The organism is Rhodococcus sp. IEGM 1372 (assembly GCF_030056835.1).
Lineage (GTDB): Bacteria > Actinomycetota > Actinomycetes > Mycobacteriales > Mycobacteriaceae > Rhodococcoides.
On sequence record NZ_JASHKS010000022.1, the window covers coordinates 1 to 15,923 of the forward strand.

General features: G+C 63.1%; 20 protein-coding genes. 13 read left to right on the forward strand and 7 right to left on the reverse strand.

Translation table 11 applies throughout. From position 1 onward, the window contains the following. The coding region (locus tag QM590_RS17070) for a MarR family transcriptional regulator (protein WP_502942413.1) at positions 1-428 on the reverse strand (428 nt) is incomplete at its 3' end. A gap of 142 nt (positions 429-570) precedes the next feature. Between QM590_RS17070 and edd the strand changes: the two genes are divergently transcribed. Both edd and eda read left to right on the forward strand, forming a co-directional pair. Continuing rightward, entirely contained in the window at positions 571-2,394 is a 1,824-nt protein-coding gene (gene edd, locus QM590_RS17075) for a phosphogluconate dehydratase (RefSeq protein WP_269595268.1), read from the forward strand. Positions 2,395-2,424: 30 nt separating this feature from the next. Beyond that, positions 2,425-3,054: a bifunctional 4-hydroxy-2-oxoglutarate aldolase/2-dehydro-3-deoxy-phosphogluconate aldolase gene (gene eda, locus QM590_RS17080; protein WP_269595269.1), complete on the forward strand. Its 630-nt coding sequence runs from the start codon at positions 2,425-2,427 to the stop codon at positions 3,052-3,054. Between the two features lie 19 nt (positions 3,055-3,073). On the opposite strand, the gene QM590_RS17085 is transcribed toward eda, so the two are convergent. After that, positions 3,074-3,844 (reverse strand): SDR family NAD(P)-dependent oxidoreductase, encoded by a 771-nt coding sequence (locus QM590_RS17085; protein WP_269595270.1) that lies wholly within the window; start codon positions 3,842-3,844, stop codon positions 3,074-3,076. Between the two features lie 102 nt (positions 3,845-3,946). Between QM590_RS17085 and QM590_RS17090 the strand changes: the two genes are divergently transcribed. The 8 genes from QM590_RS17090 to QM590_RS17125 all read left to right on the forward strand — a co-directional run bounded on the left by QM590_RS17090 (position 3,947) and on the right by QM590_RS17125 (position 8,551). Beyond that, positions 3,947-4,528 (forward strand): helix-turn-helix domain-containing protein, encoded by a 582-nt coding sequence (locus QM590_RS17090; protein ID WP_269595271.1) that lies wholly within the window; start codon positions 3,947-3,949, stop codon positions 4,526-4,528. Then, a complete protein-coding gene (locus QM590_RS17095) occupies positions 4,435-4,782 on the forward strand; it encodes an MmyB family transcriptional regulator (protein ID WP_269595321.1) in 348 nt (115 codons plus the stop codon). Before QM590_RS17090 ends, QM590_RS17095 begins: the two co-directional genes overlap by 94 nt. Positions 4,783-4,870: 88 nt before the next feature. After that, positions 4,871-5,191 (forward strand): CD225/dispanin family protein, encoded by a 321-nt coding sequence (locus QM590_RS17100; RefSeq protein WP_269595272.1) that lies wholly within the window; start codon positions 4,871-4,873, stop codon positions 5,189-5,191. Between the two features lie 177 nt (positions 5,192-5,368). Beyond that, positions 5,369-6,448 carry a redox-regulated ATPase YchF gene (gene ychF, locus QM590_RS17105; RefSeq protein WP_032386277.1) on the forward strand — a complete coding sequence of 360 codons (1,080 nt, stop codon included), beginning with the start codon at positions 5,369-5,371 and terminating at the stop codon, positions 6,446-6,448. Positions 6,449-6,663: 215 nt separating this feature from the next. Beyond that, entirely contained in the window at positions 6,664-7,017 is a 354-nt protein-coding gene (locus QM590_RS17110; protein ID WP_269595273.1) for a DUF1801 domain-containing protein, read from the forward strand. A 187-nt stretch (positions 7,018-7,204) separates the two neighbouring features. Continuing rightward, complete coding sequence (locus QM590_RS17115) at positions 7,205-7,468, forward strand: type II toxin-antitoxin system Phd/YefM family antitoxin (RefSeq protein ID WP_269595274.1); 264 nt, start codon at positions 7,205-7,207, stop codon at positions 7,466-7,468. Beyond that, positions 7,465-7,857, forward strand: a complete 393-nt coding sequence (locus QM590_RS17120; protein ID WP_269595275.1) for a type II toxin-antitoxin system VapC family toxin — start codon at positions 7,465-7,467, stop codon at positions 7,855-7,857. Before QM590_RS17115 ends, QM590_RS17120 begins: the two co-directional genes overlap by 4 nt. Positions 7,858-7,933: 76 nt before the next feature. Then, on the forward strand, positions 7,934-8,551 hold the full coding sequence (locus QM590_RS17125; protein ID WP_269595276.1) for a class I SAM-dependent methyltransferase: 618 nt from the start codon (positions 7,934-7,936) through the stop codon (positions 8,549-8,551). Positions 8,552-8,575: 24 nt separating this feature from the next. On the opposite strand, the gene QM590_RS17130 is transcribed toward QM590_RS17125, so the two are convergent. The 4 genes from QM590_RS17130 to QM590_RS17145 all read right to left on the reverse strand — a co-directional run bounded on the left by QM590_RS17130 (position 8,576) and on the right by QM590_RS17145 (position 12,493). Continuing rightward, complete coding sequence (locus QM590_RS17130) at positions 8,576-9,583, reverse strand: polysaccharide pyruvyl transferase family protein (protein ID WP_269595277.1); 1,008 nt, start codon at positions 9,581-9,583, stop codon at positions 8,576-8,578. After that, a complete protein-coding gene (locus tag QM590_RS17135; RefSeq protein WP_269595278.1) occupies positions 9,580-10,482 on the reverse strand; it encodes a glycosyltransferase family 2 protein in 903 nt (300 codons plus the stop codon). The genes QM590_RS17130 and QM590_RS17135 overlap by 4 nt, the downstream gene beginning before the upstream one ends. Before the next feature lie 66 nt (positions 10,483-10,548). Next, complete coding sequence (locus QM590_RS17140) at positions 10,549-11,721, reverse strand: winged helix DNA-binding domain-containing protein (RefSeq protein ID WP_269595279.1); 1,173 nt, start codon at positions 11,719-11,721, stop codon at positions 10,549-10,551. A 4-nt stretch (positions 11,722-11,725) separates the two neighbouring features. Further along, positions 11,726-12,493, reverse strand: coding sequence for a metallophosphoesterase family protein (locus tag QM590_RS17145; protein ID WP_269595280.1), 768 nt, complete (start codon positions 12,491-12,493; stop codon positions 11,726-11,728). Positions 12,494-12,671: 178 nt separating this feature from the next. Between QM590_RS17145 and QM590_RS17150 the strand changes: the two genes are divergently transcribed. The 3 genes from QM590_RS17150 (at position 12,672) to QM590_RS17160 (ending at position 14,422) form a co-directional block, all read left to right on the forward strand. Next, on the forward strand, positions 12,672-13,466 hold the full coding sequence (locus QM590_RS17150; RefSeq protein WP_269595281.1) for a beta-propeller domain-containing protein: 795 nt from the start codon (positions 12,672-12,674) through the stop codon (positions 13,464-13,466). Between the two features lie 78 nt (positions 13,467-13,544). Continuing rightward, positions 13,545-13,910, forward strand: coding sequence for a hypothetical protein (locus QM590_RS17155; protein WP_269595282.1), 366 nt, complete (start codon positions 13,545-13,547; stop codon positions 13,908-13,910). 35 nt (positions 13,911-13,945) lie between these two features. Continuing rightward, entirely contained in the window at positions 13,946-14,422 is a 477-nt protein-coding gene (locus QM590_RS17160) for a DUF5956 family protein (protein WP_269595283.1), read from the forward strand. Positions 14,423-14,537: 115 nt separating this feature from the next. Here QM590_RS17160 and QM590_RS17165 read toward each other — a convergent pair whose 3' ends face one another. Continuing rightward, positions 14,538-15,911 (reverse strand): FAD-binding oxidoreductase, encoded by a 1,374-nt coding sequence (locus QM590_RS17165; RefSeq protein ID WP_269595284.1) that lies wholly within the window; start codon positions 15,909-15,911, stop codon positions 14,538-14,540. Positions 15,912-15,923: the final 12 nt, after the last annotated feature.

Genomic DNA, 15,923 nt, shown 5'->3' on the forward strand with positions numbered 1-15,923 from the left:
CCGAGGATGCGGTGGTCGGTTCGGTGCGATTCGTCGAGCAAGGCCTGCAGTCGCTTGGTTATCTGCGGCATCAGCTCGTCCGGGCCGACGCCGATTTCCTGATCGACGGTGTCGCTCGCGAGCAACTCGCCGCCGAGGGTGAACACGCCCAGCTGGGAGCGGCTGCGTCCGATCGCGGCGGCGAGCACCACACCGGCGTCGATGTCGAAGGACAGTCTCGCCGGGGGTCTACCGCCGGTGGAGTGCGTGTCCTCGGTTTCGATGACCAGGCCGAGCTCGGTGAGCGCGGCGACGCGGGAGGCGACAGCCGATCGCGACAGTCCGGTGATTCGGCCGAGCTCGGCACGAGTAGCTGCTTCTCCGTCGCGAATCAGAGCGAAAACCTCACCTGCCGTCGCAGGTGGAGCGCTCAGGCGCGGCATGGACATAAACGCCATTCAACCAACTGGCAACTTTTACGGCAACAGCCTAAGAAGCTCCACTTAGAACTTTGAAAAACATAAGTTGGGTTGTCGATCGACCTAATGAGCCTTAGGGTGAGTGATGAGAGACCGAACATCGGAGATACTCATGGACACACTTCATCCGGTCCTGCGTCAGGTCACCGACCGCATCGCAGACCGCAGCCAGTCCGACCGCACCGCCTACCTCGCGCGAATCGCATCGGCCGGGGATCGAGGCCCGGCCCGTGGCCGCCTCGCCTGCGCCAACATCGCCCACGGCTTCGCAGCCTCCGGCAAGGCCGACAAACAGGCCCTGCGCGGCATGGTCAAGCCCAACATTGCGATCGTCTCCGCTTACAACGACATGCTCTCGGCGCACAAGCCGTTCGAGACCTACCCGGCCGTGCTGAAGAAGTCGGTCATCGACGCCGGCGGCATCGCGCAGTTCGCCGGTGGGGTCCCCGCAATGTGCGACGGCATCACGCAGGGCCGCGACGGCATGCAGCTCTCGCTGTTCAGTCGCGACATCATCGCGATGTCGACCGCAATCGCGTTGTCCCACGACATGTTCGACGCCACCCTGATGCTCGGGGTGTGTGACAAGATCGTCCCCGGAATGCTCATCGGCGCACTGAGTTTCGGCCATCTGCCTGCGGTGTTCGTGCCCGCCGGGCCGATGACCACCGGACTCCCCAACGGGGAGAAGGCAAAAGCGCGCCAGCTCTACGCCGAGGGCAAGGTGGGGCGCGAGGCTCTGCTCGACGCCGAGGCCGCGTCGTATCACGGCAGTGGCACCTGCACGTTCTTCGGAACGGCCAATTCCAATCAGTTGCTCATGGAGGTCATGGGCCTGCATTTGCCGGGATCGTCGTTCGTCAACCCCGGAACCGCGATGCGCGATGCGTTGACCCGCGAGGCCGCGCACGTCGTCACCGGTCTGACGTCGTTGGGCGACAACTACACACCTGTCGGGGAGATCGTCGACGTCAAGTCGATCGTCAACGGCTGTGTCGCGTTGCTCGCCACCGGTGGTTCGACCAATCACACGATGCACCTCGTCGCCATCGCCAAAGCCGCGGGTGTCACGTTGACCTGGCAGGACCTGTCCGATCTGTCGGCCGTCGTGCCGCTGATGGCCCGGATCTACCCGAACGGCAAGGCCGACGTGAATCACTTCCACGCTGCCGGTGGACTCGGGTTCGTCATCGGGTCCCTGCTCGACGCCGGGCTGATGCACGAGGATGTGAAAACCGTTGCTGGGCAGGGTCTGCGGCGCTACACGCAAGAGCCGAAGCTCGACGGCGACGGGGTGATGTGGCAGGACGGTACTCGGATGAGCCACGACGACAGCGTGTTAAGAGGTGCGAACGAGCCGTTCAGCGCCGACGGCGGACTGAAGATGCTGACCGGGCCGATCGGCAAGTGCGTCATCAAGACTTCTGCACTGGCACCCGAACATCGCGTGGTCACCGGACCGGCGCGAGTGTTCGACGATCAAGCCGACTTCCTCGAGGCATTCGACGCCGGGCTACTCGACGGCGACTTCGTGGCCGTGCTGCGTTATCAGGGCCCGAAGGCCAACGGTATGCCCGAGTTGCACAAGCTCACCCCGGCTCTCGGAATTCTGCAGGACAAGGGACGGTCCGTGGCGCTGATCACCGATGGCCGAATGTCCGGTGCCTCCGGCAAAGTCGCTGCGGCAATTCACCTCACGCCCGAGGCCGCGAGTGGGGGACCGATCGCGAAAATTCTCGACGGTGACATCATCACCCTCGATTCCCTCGGTGGCACACTGTCGATCGACGTACCGCTCGACGAGTTCGAGGCACGGCCGGTCACCGGCCGAGCCTTGGACAAGGACGAGTGGTCCAGCACCGGTCGCGACCTGTTCTCGGGCATGCGTGCGCTCGTCGGCCCTGCCGACGAGGGTGCAATGTTCGTCATGCGCTGAGTCCCTGTAACTCCAGAAGAAGGTAAGAACGTGACTGCATCTCTGCTCGACCGCGTGCCCGTCATCCCCGTCGTCGTCATCGACGACCTCGACCATGCCGTTCCGATCGCCCGCGCCCTGGTGGCGGGCGGTGTGCCCGTCATCGAGCTGACGTTGCGGACACCGGTGGCCCTCGACGCCATCGAGCGCATCGCCGCCGAGGTCCCCGACATCCTCGTCGGTGCCGGCACCATCATCACCCCCGGCCAGGCCAAGCAGGCCGCCGATGCGGGCGCTCAGTTCCTGGTGTCGCCGGGCTGCACTTCGGGATTGACCAAAGCCATGCGAGACACCGGGCTGCCCCACTTGCCCGGTGCCGCAACGGTATCCGAGGTGCTCACCCTCCTCGAAGCCAGCTACACCGAGCTCAAGTTCTTCCCGGCAGAAGCCTCGGGCGGGGCGAACTTCCTGAAGTCGATCCACTCGCCGATCCCGGCCGCGCGATTCTGCCCGACGGGTGGCATCTCGAACGCCAATGCATCGACGTACCTGGCCCTGCCGAACGTCGGCTGCGTCGGGGGATCGTGGCTCACTCCGGTTTCGGCCGTGGCGCAGGAGGATTGGGACGCCGTCACTCGGTTGGCCGAGGCCACCTCGACGCTGAAGACCTCAGCTCAGTAGCGGTCTTCGGTACGCGCGTTCATCCGCGGGTGACCGAGATACCGCCGTCGACGTAGAGCGTTGTGCCGTGCACCATCGCGGCGTCGTCGGAGACCAGGAACAACACACCGTTCGCGATGTCCTGTGGCGAAAGCACAGTGCCTGCAGGCGTTCCGGCCGTCATGGCGTCCAACACCTCCCGCGCGTCCTCGTTGCCCGGGGTCAGCGTCGCACCGGGTGCGAGGGCGTTCACCCGCACGCCGCGTGGACCGAACTCGGCGGCCCAACTGCGCGTGAGTTGTTCGTCGGCGGCCTTGGTTGCGGAGTACATCGCGGCGAACGGGCTCCCCATCGTGGCCATCCACGATCCGATGTTCACGATGACGCCGCTGCCGCGCTCGGCCATGGCCGGTGCCAATTCACCGACGAGCACGTGCGGAGCACGGACGTTGACGGCGAGCATCGCATCGAGTTGCTCGTCGGCGAGATCTGCGGTTGCGGTGGCGGGATAGATACCGGCGTTGTTGATCAGAATGTCCACGCGACCTTTCAGAGCTTCGGTGGCGGCCCCAGCGAAGCCGCGAATGTCCTGGTAGCTGCCGGAGAGGTCCACCGGCACGAAACTCGCGGTGCCGCCGGCCGCGGAGATTCGATCGACCACCGCCGACCCCTTCGCGGTGTCGCGGCCGCTGACGACGATCGATGCTCCGTGCGCGGCGAGAGTCGAGGCGATGGCGGCACCGATACCGCTGGTGGATCCGGTGATGACGGCGGTTCGTCCGGAAAGTCGCTGTGATGCGGAAGAAGTCATGACGTCATGTCTACGGGCGCTGAACACGGCCAACCAGGCGTCACTCGACCTAGGTCTGACATGACCAGGCTGGCAACCATCGCTGTCGCTACTGTGGAATTCGTGAGCAACGACAGGTCCGCCCTCAGCGCATTTCTGCGTGATCGGCGCGACCGCATCACCCCCACCGAGGCCGGACTGCGCACGTATCCCGGGACCCGACGAGTGCCTGGACTGCGGCGGGAAGAACTCGCTGCGATGGCCGGAGTGAGCCCGGACTACTACAGCAAACTCGAACAGGGTCGGCAGGCGAACGTCTCGATCGAGGTGCTGCGAGCGATCGCTCGGGCATTGAAGTTGAACGAGGTGGAGTCGGCTCATCTGCTCGACCTTGCATCGCCCGCCGGATCCGTCGATGACGCCACCGAGCGACCGGATCCGGGATTGCTCCAGGTGATGAGGGCGCTCGATCACGTTCCGGTGCTGCTACTCGGACGCTCGGGCACCATCCTGGCCAGCAACGCATTGGTTCGATCAGTGCTGAGCTTGCCGTCGGCGGCCGGAGAATCGCTGTTCGACTATCTTTTCGCAATCCCATCGCCCGCGAGCGAATCGTCAACTGGTCGCAGTTCGCGGCCGCCGCGGTCGCCAATCTGCGCCGCGACCTCGCTCGTCGACCCGGGGACCGCGTGCTCACTGCCTTGATCGACGAATTGCGTTCCAGCGAGCCGTGTTTCGAGCAATGGTGGAGCGACCACGAGGTCCGTGAATTCGAACGCGCAACCAAGATCATCCAGCATCCGGCGGCGGGGACCCTCGAATTCGGTATCGAATTTCTGACCTCGCCCAGCGAGCCGGGGCAGAGTCTCATCGTCTACACGGTCGAGGACGGATCGAGCACCGCCAAGATCCTGCCGATCCTGGCGAGCTGGGACCCCAATTCGGCAATCACCACCTGAACTCGAGATCGACCGGATTCGATTCGATGGAACCCGACGCGTCGGTGCGGCGTCCTACTAGCTGTCCGTCATCGAACAATCGGGGGAAATGATCATGTCGAATCCGTACGAGCAGTCAGAGTTCCAGCAGCCCTATCCGGCAGCGCAGTCCTATGTGCAGGCACCGACTCTGCCGTCGTCCAATGCGGGATGGGCCGTCGTCGCCATCATCTTCTTCTGGCCGTTGGCCATCCCGGCGTTCAATCACGCACTGAAGGTGCACCCGCTGTGGATGATGGGAGATGCTCAGGGCGCGCACTATTCGTCGAATCGTGCCGGGTTCTTCGGCAAACTGTCGCTGGGGATATTCGTCGTCCTCATAGTCCTGTACTTCGCCTTCATTGCCTTGGTCGTCGCGAACTCGTACTAGGGCCAGACACTTGACCTCGACATGACTCGAGGTTCTAGCGTCACGGGCATGGACACAGAGTCCGATCCGGATCGTGACCGCGCTGACGTGGTTGTGTCGCCGCCCAGGGTGCCCGGCCTCGCTGCTGGCCGGGCACTGTCCGAGCTGGTGGTGTCGTCAAAGTAGACTCCATAGACCGTGAGCCTCACCCTCGGAATCGTCGGACTGCCCAACGTCGGCAAGTCCACCCTCTTCAATGCACTGACCAACAACGATGTGCTGGCCGCGAACTATCCGTTCGCCACCATCGAGCCCAACGTCGGTGTGGTCGCGCTGCCGGATCCCCGGCTCGAGAAGCTGGCCGAGGTGTTCGGTTCGGAGAAGCTCGTGCCTGCGCTGGTGTCGTTCGTCGACATCGCCGGCATCGTCAAGGGTGCGTCCGAGGGCGCAGGACTGGGCAACAAGTTCCTCGCCAACATTCGTGAAGCCGACGCCATCTGCCAGGTCGTTCGTGTCTTCGCCGACGACGACGTGGTGCACGTCGACGGTCGCGTCGACCCGACCGCCGATATCGAGGTCATCGAAACCGAACTCGCTATTGCCGATCTGCAGACGCTAGAGAAGGCCATCCCGCGCCTCGAGAAAGAGGTGCGGATCAAGAAGGATCGCAAGCCTGCACTCGACGCGGCGCTGGCAGCGCAGGCCGTGCTGAACGACGGCAAGACGCTGTTCTCGGCCAAGGCGAAGCTGGACTTCGAGCTGCTCGGTGAATTCCAGCTGCTCACCACCAAGCCGTTCCTCTACGTCTTCAACGCCGACGAGTCGGTGCTCACCGACGACGCGAAGATCGGCGAACTCGCCCGCCTCGTCGCTCCCGCCGACGCCGTGTTCCTCGACGCGAAGATCGAGTCGGAATTGCTCGAACTCGACAAGGAATCGGCAGCGGAACTGCTCGAATCCGTCGGACAGACCGAGCCTGGTCTCGACGCGTTGGCTCGCGCCGGCTTCCACACCCTGGGCCTGCAGACCTACCTCACCGCAGGCCCGAAAGAGGCCCGTGCGTGGACCATTCATCGTGGTGACACCGCACCGCAGGCAGCGGGCGTCATTCACACCGACTTCGAGCGCGGATTCATCAAGGCCGAAATCGTCTCCTTCGACGACCTCGTAGCCGCGGGTTCCATGGCCTCGGCCAAGGCTGCAGGCAAAGTGCGCATCGAGGGCAAGGACTACGTCATGTCCGACGGCGATGTGGTGGAGTTCCGCTTCAACGTCTGATCGACGAATCCGCAGAATCGGTGGCGCAGTACGACCGCGTGTCGGATATTCTTACCGCGGTGGTACGCGCCACCGACTGCGCTTCCACGTGGCAACCACGTGAATCATCGAGGAGAGGCCTGACCAGATCAGGACATGTCCGGATGGGGTGCGGCGCAGAATTGCGCCATCTTCATTCCGCCGATGCCTGACATCGGTTGACGAAAGGACATGACATGTCGTCGAAGGACGAGAAGAACCTGACTCAGGTGATCGAGAAGATCTCGAAGATGGACGAACCGCAGCGTTCGGTCATGCAGCGTGTGCACGACATCATCGTGTCCGCGGCCCCCACGTTGAAGCCGCGGATCTGGTACGGAATGCCCGCCTACGCGAAGTCGGCGAGCACGCCGGCGCTTGTGACGCTGCGCAACGACGATCGATTGAATCTGGCCATCACCGAGAAGGCGGCATTTCACGCTGCCGGTGGTGCGGACGGGCAATTGATGCCGGCGGCGTGGTTCTTCGAGACCGTGGACGAGGACACTGCGCACCGAATCGCCGAGATCGTCCGTTCGGTGGTCGACTGAGGACGTTCGCTCGACCCCGGGTTCCGTCGGGACAATGAGAACTAGAGTCCCCTCGCCGTGACGGAAGCCCCAGCAGGACCGGGGTGTCATGGTCGTTCACGCCGGAATTCTGTAGCTGACGTTTGGCGGTGACTCCCTGGTCCGGCGTCGCCGCGCGTGGTAGCACATGAAGTGCTACTTTGGTGCGATGGAACGAATCGGCATCAGGGAGTTACGGCAACACGCCAGCCGTTACCTGGCGCGCGTGAAGGCCGGCGAAACCGTCGAGGTCACCGATCGTGGCAAACTTGTGGCGCTGCTCGTCCCACCCGAACCTGGTCGCGATGCCGTCGATCGCCTCGTTGCCGAGGGACGATTGTCGGCGGCAACGCTTCCGGTTCGTTTTCCCGAACGAGTGCGCGCAGAGGTATCCACAGAATCCATGCTCGACGACATGCGTGACGATCGGTGATTTACCTCGACTCGTCCGCTGTGCTCAAGCTCATCTTCGACGAGGCCGAAAGCGACGTCCTACAGACCTGGCTGACGGAGCGAGCGGGAGTGCCTTGGGTCAGTAGCGAACTGGCCAAAATCGAAGTTGTGCGCGCAACGCGTCGCTATTCACCAGGTTCGGTGTCCACTGCTCGGGCAGTGGTAGCGCAGATGAATCTCGTCCCCATCGATTCGAGTGCAACCGACCTGGCGTCCGAAGTCGGTGACCCGATGCTGCGCACCCTCGATGCGATCCATCTGGCCAGCGCACTATTGGTTCGAGACCATCTCACGGCGTTCGTCGCCTATGACATCAGGCTGGCAGCGGCCGCAGAGGCGCACGGCTTGACCCTCGATGCGCCTGGCTGACGCCACAGCTCGGGTCGTTGTCAGCCCGGGGAATCAATGTTGACTACGCTCCGAATCAGACGATAGGAGAACGTGAATGGGTCTGCAGGAACTCGAGGCTTTGGTGCACCGAACGGCCACAGCTGGGGAACCTTTCGAGCGTGGAGCCGACGAGGCGGAGCAGGCATATTTGTCTTCGCTTGCGGCACGGCCGAGTACGAAGCTGATCTGTGAGGTCGGATTCAATGCCGGTTTCTCGAGTTGGGCGTTCCTCGACGCATCACCCGACACGACCGTCGTGTCTTTCGACCTGGCCGCGTATGCATACAGTGCCGCCGCGAAAGCCCATATCGACGAACACTTTCCGGGCCGACACACCCTGATTGAGGGCGACTCGCACACCACCATTGCGGCCTACGCGAAGGAACACCCGTACATGCGGTTCGCCGTCATCTTCATCGACGGAGACCACTCGGTGGAGGGCGCTCGCGCAGATCTCGACGATCTACGTGCGCTCGCTACCGCAGAATCGGTCGTGATCATGGACGACATCACCCCGTGGCTCTGGTTCGGCGAAGGCCCCACTCAGGCGTGGCAGGATGCGGTCGACGAGGGTCGGATTCTGCACACGCAGTACTTCCGCGACGGGGAACCTGTCGACGCGGTGGAACCTCCCGCCGCTCGCGCCTGGGCCGAGGGCCGCTACCCCTTCTGAACCTCCGTGCGGTGCAAGCAGCGTTCATCCACGACAGTCGGACACGGCCTGCCGAACCAACTCGGCAGCCTCGTCGGAGTTCGATGCGTAGTGGACATTGTCGAAGCGGTGCAGGTAGGCGTCGTAGATGCCGGAGACCTTCTTGTTCACGTTGTCCATCGCCACGACACGTTTGCCCATCATTGCGGCCAGTACAGCTGCGTGCAGTCGATCGGTGAGCACGACAGGAGCTAGGTTCAGAATACGTTGCGCCACACGAAGGTTGAGCTTGGCTGTTTGCTCGTACGAGCGTAGAAGAGCGGGGTAGAGCAGCCGATTCGTTCTGGGGAAACGTTGCGCAATCAGAGTCGGCAGCATCACAGCCGTCGAGATCGCCAGATCCGCTCCGCGCAGGCCCCAGTCGTAGTGCACGGACGAGGCGTCGATGGTCACCGCCGTGTGGCCGAGGCTTTCCGAATCGGCGCGCAGGAGTTTCACGACGTCCACTGCAGATCCTTCGGTGCTTCGAGCGATGTCGGCACCGAACGCCATGTCCGGACAGTATTCGACGCGGTTGTTCGGGAAATGGGCGAGCGCCAACTCGTACGAACGCTTTTCACGCAGCATGAGGGTCAGATCCGGGTGCTGTGCGTACAGGCCTGCGGTCCTCGCAAGGGCGTCGGTGTCGGCAAAGTCGATGCTCTGGGGGAGGCAGACGATCTTGTTGCGAGGAAACCGCGCAACGATCGCTTCACGGAATTTCTGGTCGATCGGCCACCGGTCACCGAAATTTCCCCCGCCTTGCAGAAACAGGGTCCCGTCACCGATTCGTTCCTCGAGAAGAGCATCGTTGTGAGTGAACGGATCCGACACGTAGTCGACGTGCACGTCCAACCGCTTCAAATACTCGACCTCGCCGGCGTAGATGAGCGAGTCGCCGGCGTTGTAATGATTCGGAAAGTCCAAGTGAGCCACTCGATCTCCCGATGCCGCGTGAGGCCGCAGGACGGCGAGAGTCTCCTCGCGTATCGCGTCGATGGCCCCGCGGGTCATCGGACGCTCGGCCGCTGTCGTCGGCCGAGCGTCGTCACTCGAATCCGCAGTGCGCCGTAGTGAATCCCGATGTAGTGAGCCCACAGACCGACGGGCATCGGTCTCAGCATCTTCGGTAACCACGGATTGCGAACTGTCGCAAGATAAAGAATCGACACTGCATGTACGGGGATCCGCACGAACGACGACGGGTGCGGGCAGCCAGCCGCACGGTGCTTCGTCGACAGTTGGTAGGACGTGTGCCCGTACGCGCGGCCTTGCACGAACGATCGACGGACAGTGGTTCTGATGCGGTAGGCGACCAACGCATCGGCGGCATGTCCGAGCGTCAATCCCGCTTGCTGAATCCTCCACGAGTAATCGACGTCCTCGGCACCGCCGATGAGGTCCTCGTCGAAGTCTCCGACCTTCTCGAAAACTCCTCGCCGCATTGCGAAGTTGCTGCCCGGCGCGTACGGCAGGTAGGCAGTGGGGAACAGAGCGCCGGGTGGCGGTACATTTCGCCACTCCGCCACGTCTGCCGAATTGAGGGATTCGATTTCGAGTGCGCCGCCCACAGCGTCGAAGCTGTCGAGCGCGCGCACCATTGCAGTCAGCCAGGTCGTATGAGCGACGTCGTCATGGTCGAGGAAGGCCGCTACGTCACCGCGTGCGGCTTTCACGCCGACGTTTCTGGCGTACGAAGCTCCTCGCTTGGCGGAGGCGTCGACCCTACGTATCGACAGAGGCAGAGATAGCTCTTCGAGGTGTGAGCGCAAGCCGTCGGTCGAGCCGTTGTCGCTGACTACGAGCTCGACATCGCCCGTGTAGTCCTGTGCGGCGATGGCCTCGAGCTGCTCGTCCAGATCGGGCAAGCCGTTGTACACGGGGAGGACGATGGAAACCAGACTGATCGGCACGCTCGGACCTTACCGCGAATTCGAGCGCTGATCGGTCGCGTGCCCCGCTGTCCAGGCGCAGGTCGGCTACTTCTTCCCACGAAGTTTCTTCTCCAGCGGGGTCGGGAACGAAGGGACCACCGGGGTGCCGTCGAGCAGAATGGTGAGTCGTTCGGCCTCGGCTGCAACTGCTTTCGACGCCGTCGATCCGACGTCCTCGAGCAATTCGGTGACCACCTCGCCGGAACCGGTCACCGCCCAGCCGCCGACGATGCGGCCCCCGGACCAGATGGTCGGGCCGATGTTGCCGAAGGTGTCGAATAACGGGGCCTTGTGTTCGCCGAGATACCAGGTGCGGTGCTTCCAACCCATCGGCGTCGGATCGAGTGCAGGTAACAGCATTATGCCCGTGCCGGACGGTTTGTCGAAGGTAGTGCCGGGCAACATGATTCCGTCGCCCTCGGTCAGTTCGACCGCCTCGGTGTCGAGGCTCGAGACCGCACCGCGAGTCTGCGTCTTGTTCCAGCCCGTCCACCACTGCAGATCGTCGAGGGTTGCAGGTCCGAATACTTCGAGCCAGCGTCGTGCCAAGTCCGTCCTGGCCTCGGTCTCGTCGAGATCGGGAATCCCGTCCGGCCACCAGTGATCGATCGGTGCCCATGCGTGTCGTCGGGATGTCCACGCGCCCCGCGGTTCGACGCGCACCAGTTTTCCCTCGGCGGCCATCATGACCAGCACCTCGGAGGTGACGTACCTCTTGACGTCGTACACCTTGTCGGTGGTCGGCAACAGCGCGGTCTTGAGCCCGGGCACGGCGGCCGAGAGCTCGGCTCCGGTCGCGGTCCCCATCGATCGCAACGCCGATTCGGTCTCGGCTTCGGTTGCGGCGAGCCATGATTCGACGTCTGCGATCACCGGTTCGGTGGGCAACGTGGAGACTTGCTTGATCAGGCGCGCTCGCATGGTGCGCGCAACCCCGAGGCTCGCCGCTGCGTGAATCATCGGAACGTCGTCGTGCGCGACGACGAACATGGTGCGCCGCATCGCCATCAACCGCACCAGACTCCGGCGCTCGTACATCGCGTCGCGAACATCCGAGAGGCCCAGTGTTCGAGCGCGAGCCAGCACCGACAGATACACCGTCGCCGGATCGGTCGCATGCAACGCGAGGAGTGACGACACCACAGCTTCGGTGGTCGAGGCACGGGCAAAGTGCTGCGCGACGAGCCGGTGTCGGCGCTGAGCGTCGGTGATCTTCACGCGATCAGTGTGACTGCTCTTGTGGCGCAGGGCCGACGAATCCGGTGCAAAGAGCGTCGGCGATGTCGTTCATCCCGTGTGCGCGGGCGTCTCCTGCCGCACCGACGTGGTCGTACTCGACCAGCACGAACGTGACTGTCCAGCTGCCGCGGTCGTGATCGTCGAGTACCGCGTAGCGCGCATGCGGAGACCCGGATTCCATGACGTGCGGGTAGGGCTGATCGTCGTCGTACGCGGGGGTGCCGACGCTTCCCGGATTGACCACGAGTGTGCCGCCGGGGAGAGTCCACTGTCGCTGCAAGTGGGTGTGTCCGCAGGCGATGACAGCTCTGTCGGTGAAACCTGCTGCCCGGTCGAGAATTTCGGCATCGGTTGCCTCGCGAGAGCCGTCGGGGTCGACCGAGTGCAGAAAGTACTGCTGATCATCGGTGGGTGTTCCGTGCACTGCGAGGATTCCGTGATCGAGGTCGAGTGAGAACGGCAGCGAGCCCAGCCACTGTCGATGCTCGTCGTCGAGTCGATCATGGGCGTGCCGATCCCAACTGCCCATGGAATCGGGATGCTGTTCGAGCAGATAGCGATCGTGATTGCCGGCGATAGTGGGGAAGTCCAGCGCCATCAACCGATCCGCAGTTCGACGCGGATGCAGGCCGCCGGAAAGCAGATCGCCGAGATTGATCACCGTGTCGACGCGATGGCGTTCGATGTCTTCGAGGACGGCGTCGAGCGCCGCGATGTTGCCGTGAATATCGGCTATGAGAGCTACTCGCACGACCACAGAATTGCAGCGGGGTCAGTCGACTGCAACACGGCAGCCACTGGGCAACCCTCGCCTAGCATGAGGACGCATGCGACGCTCTCGGTTGGTTTGTGTCTCTATCGCTGCTGCCGTGTTCCTGACCGGGTGTACGGGACCACCCCCTCCAGAGGAGGAGCGTCTCCCTGCGCGAGTGTCGTTCGACGACGGCTATGGCCAAATTTTCGTGATGAACGAAGACGGCACCGGCTTACGTCAGGTCAAGCCTACTGTGACCGGTGAAATGTCCGATACGAGGTATGCGAACTACGCCTCGATTTCGCCCGATGGATCGTCCATCGCTTATACCCGAAATGGCCGGTTCATCGAATCTGTGGATTTGGAGTCCGGAAATTCACGGACTCTGTACGAGGGGGGATATCAGCCCACCTTCTCGCCGGACGGATCGACAATCGCATTCACGAGCCTCGACGGGATCAGCGCGATGAATGCGGACGGTAGCGACGTACGGCTGTTGGCTCGCGAGGAGAGTGCGTTCGGCGCAGCTTTCACACCCGATGCGACCCGCGTCGTCTTCAATATCGGCGGATACATTGTCGCTGTACCTGCTACGGGCGGTGAGACGACTGTGGTTCTGAGAGATCAGTTCTGGAACGCCGACCCTACATTTTCCCCGGATGGTTCAACAATGGTCTTTTCCAGCAATCGGGGTGGAAACAACGGGTCTGAGCTGTATTCGATGCCTGCGGCCGGTGGACCGATCACGGCTTTGACCGACACGTATGCGGTGCACCCTCAGTTCAACGCGGACGGTTCCCGGATTATCTACAACAGGGCGACGACGCGTACCGGCGAACTGGTTACCGACATCGTCAGTTACGAGCGGTCCGAACTTGCAACGATGAACGTTGACGGCTCCGATCAGATTCGGCTGACTCCGCAGTCGATCACAGCGCAGGACGCGAGCTTTGGCGGAGGAAGGCCCTGACGGCATGTTGCTTGCGCGACGCGGACCGGCACGAGGGCTGTTGTCGGCTTTCCGTTCGGGACACTGTTCTCGTGAACGATGCGGACCTCGAACAGCGGAGATGAAAGACTCCTGCCCGACTTCAGCGCCGCGGAGGTCGAGCGGCTCCTGAATGCAACCCGTCCATGGTCCGTGACTAGCCAATGGGAGCGGCTGTCACGGTTTCTGACAGCGAATCTGAAGGTCGAGAATTTCGGTGTCTCCGACAAAGCGATCACAGAAGCCGAGCTCGCGATGTGCCCGTTGGCCGAAGAAGTACGGGAACTCTACCGATGTGTCGAACGAGTTGATGACCGCCGGGGCATGCTGCTCTTGCCTCCCAGTTTCGAGCTGTTGCCCGTTTCGCAGGCCACCGATCTGGCGGTAAATAAGCGCCTTGCTCGAAGGCTTGACCTTCCCACTTAGTGGCCGACGTTGGTGGATCGACCAGAATGAAAAGTATGGCGCAATACTGGAGCGAGTATTCGTTGTCCGAGGTAGACGGACGGGTGCCTAGCGAGCTACCCGCGGGACGCTACGTCAGCGTCATCACGAACGGTCACGGCGCGTTGACCGCGTGGGTTGCTGGACCGGGCCGGTGCTACCGCACGCCCTATCAAGCATCCGCTCATCCGCCAGTGCGGGTCACTCGCGGTGACCCGAGCAAAGAACCCGAGGAAGTCTGGTTCGAGCCCTTCACCGAGTCGGACCTTCGGATGGTGAACGACGACGTCAACGCCTACCTCGCAGACGCCGGCGTTCGCCTGCAGCCACGGGGATACAAATGGCACGTGCTGGTGCCTGAGAACATCCGCGACGGTCGTGAGTTGGACAACGCGATGGGAGAGAAGAACCAGTGGATCGAGCCAGCAGAGGTCCTGAAGGCAATACGACGATTGTACGAATCAGTGGTGGGCCAAGCGCCGCCACCATCGTGACAGCGCCGGCTGTGTCTGCATCGGTTGGTCTCGTGCTTGTCAACGGCCTGCCGAGTCTGCTGGTGACCGTGCTGCACAACGACAGTCTGCGATCACAACCACAGGGCTGAAACCGCTACGGTGCGAATACCTTGCCCGGGTTCAGGATTCCGTGGGGATCGAGTGCCTTCTTCACCGCGCGGTGCATGTCCAACACCACCGGATCGAGTTCTTGCACCAGACCGTCCATCTTGAGCAGTCCGACTCCATGCTCGCCGGTGACGGTGCCACCGAGTTCCAATGCCGCGTCGATGATTTCGGCGAAGGCGGCCTGAGCCCGCTCCCGAGCCGGGAGGTCGTCGTGCGGCGTGATGAGCAATGGGTGCAGGTTTCCATCGCCTGCGTGGGCGATGTTGGCGATCGTCGTCTCGTAACGCAGGCCGATCTGCTCAATGCGTGAGAGCATCTCGGGCACATGCTTCTTCGGCACGCAGACATCCTCGGTCAACACCGGGCCCATGCGCTCCATCGCGGGATACGCCAACCGTCGGGCATCGAACAGCGCGTCGGCCTCCTCCTGATCCGTCGAGACCGCAGACCACGTGGCCCCGGCCTCGTCGAAGCACGAGAGCATCTTCTCGGCTTCCTGATCGCCGATCAGTCCGGGATCGTCGATCCGCCCGAGCAACACCACATTCGCCTCCACCGACAGTCCCATGTTCTTCCAGGCGTCGACGGCGATAAGGCACTGCTTGTCGATCAGCTCCAACGCTGAGGGCGTCAATCCTGCGGCGGCCACCGCTGCGACGGCACGCCCGGCGTCGACGATCGAATCGAAGTAGCCTGCAACGGTCCGCTGCGGATCCTGGAGCGGACGGAGCTTGAGCGTCACCTCGGTGATGATGCCGAGCGTGCCTTCCGATCCGACCATCAGACCCGCAAGATCGTATCCGGCAACGCCTTTGGCGGTTCTACGTCCGAGCCTCACCAGCTCTCCGGTTCCGGTGACCACCTGCATGCCCATGACGTAATCGCGCGTGACGCCGTACTTCACGCAGCACAGTCCACCGGCGTTGGTGGCGACGTTGCCGCCGATGGTCGACCACGGCGCGCTGGCCGGATCCGGCGGGTACCAGAGACCCTGTTCGGCGACCGCTGCCCGCAAGTGGTCGTTGACCACCCCCGGTTCGACGACGGCGTAGCGCTCGAGCGGGTCGATCTCCTTGATCGCGTCCATGCCGTCGAGGGCGAGCACGACGCATCCCTCGGTGGCATTCGCACCACCGGACAGTCCGGTGCCCGCCCCGCGAGTGACAATGGGCGCGCCGTGAGCGAGGCAGGCGCGAACGACGGCCTGCACTTCTTCGGCGGTGCGGGGCCGAACGACCGCGATCGGGACCGAATACGGTGCCCACTCTGCCTCGTCGTGCTGGTACGGCGCGATGACGTCGGGATCGACAACGATCCGATCCGTGGGGAGCGAGTTCGACAACCGATCGACGAGCGACATGTCTCGACTGTA

What these genes read in the sequence shown, in the direction of transcription:
- edd (WP_269595268.1), top strand. Translation starts at nt 571, where the DNA reads ATGGACACACTTCATCCGGTCCTGCGTCAGGTCACCGACCGCATCGCA.
- QM590_RS17085 (WP_269595270.1), bottom strand. Translation starts at nt 3,844, where the DNA reads ATGACTTCTTCCGCATCACAGCGACTTTCCGGACGAACCGCCGTCATC.
- QM590_RS17100 (WP_269595272.1), top strand. Translation starts at nt 4,871, where the DNA reads ATGATCATGTCGAATCCGTACGAGCAGTCAGAGTTCCAGCAGCCCTAT.
- QM590_RS17110 (WP_269595273.1), top strand. Translation starts at nt 6,664, where the DNA reads ATGTCGTCGAAGGACGAGAAGAACCTGACTCAGGTGATCGAGAAGATC.
- QM590_RS17115 (WP_269595274.1), top strand. Translation starts at nt 7,205, where the DNA reads ATGGAACGAATCGGCATCAGGGAGTTACGGCAACACGCCAGCCGTTAC.
- QM590_RS17125 (WP_269595276.1), top strand. Translation starts at nt 7,934, where the DNA reads ATGGGTCTGCAGGAACTCGAGGCTTTGGTGCACCGAACGGCCACAGCT.
- QM590_RS17130 (WP_269595277.1), bottom strand. Translation starts at nt 9,583, where the DNA reads ATGACCCGCGGGGCCATCGACGCGATACGCGAGGAGACTCTCGCCGTC.
- QM590_RS17155 (WP_269595282.1), top strand. Translation starts at nt 13,545, where the DNA reads ATGCGGACCTCGAACAGCGGAGATGAAAGACTCCTGCCCGACTTCAGC.
- QM590_RS17160 (WP_269595283.1), top strand. Translation starts at nt 13,946, where the DNA reads ATGGCGCAATACTGGAGCGAGTATTCGTTGTCCGAGGTAGACGGACGG.
- QM590_RS17165 (WP_269595284.1), bottom strand. Translation starts at nt 15,911, where the DNA reads ATGTCGCTCGTCGATCGGTTGTCGAACTCGCTCCCCACGGATCGGATC.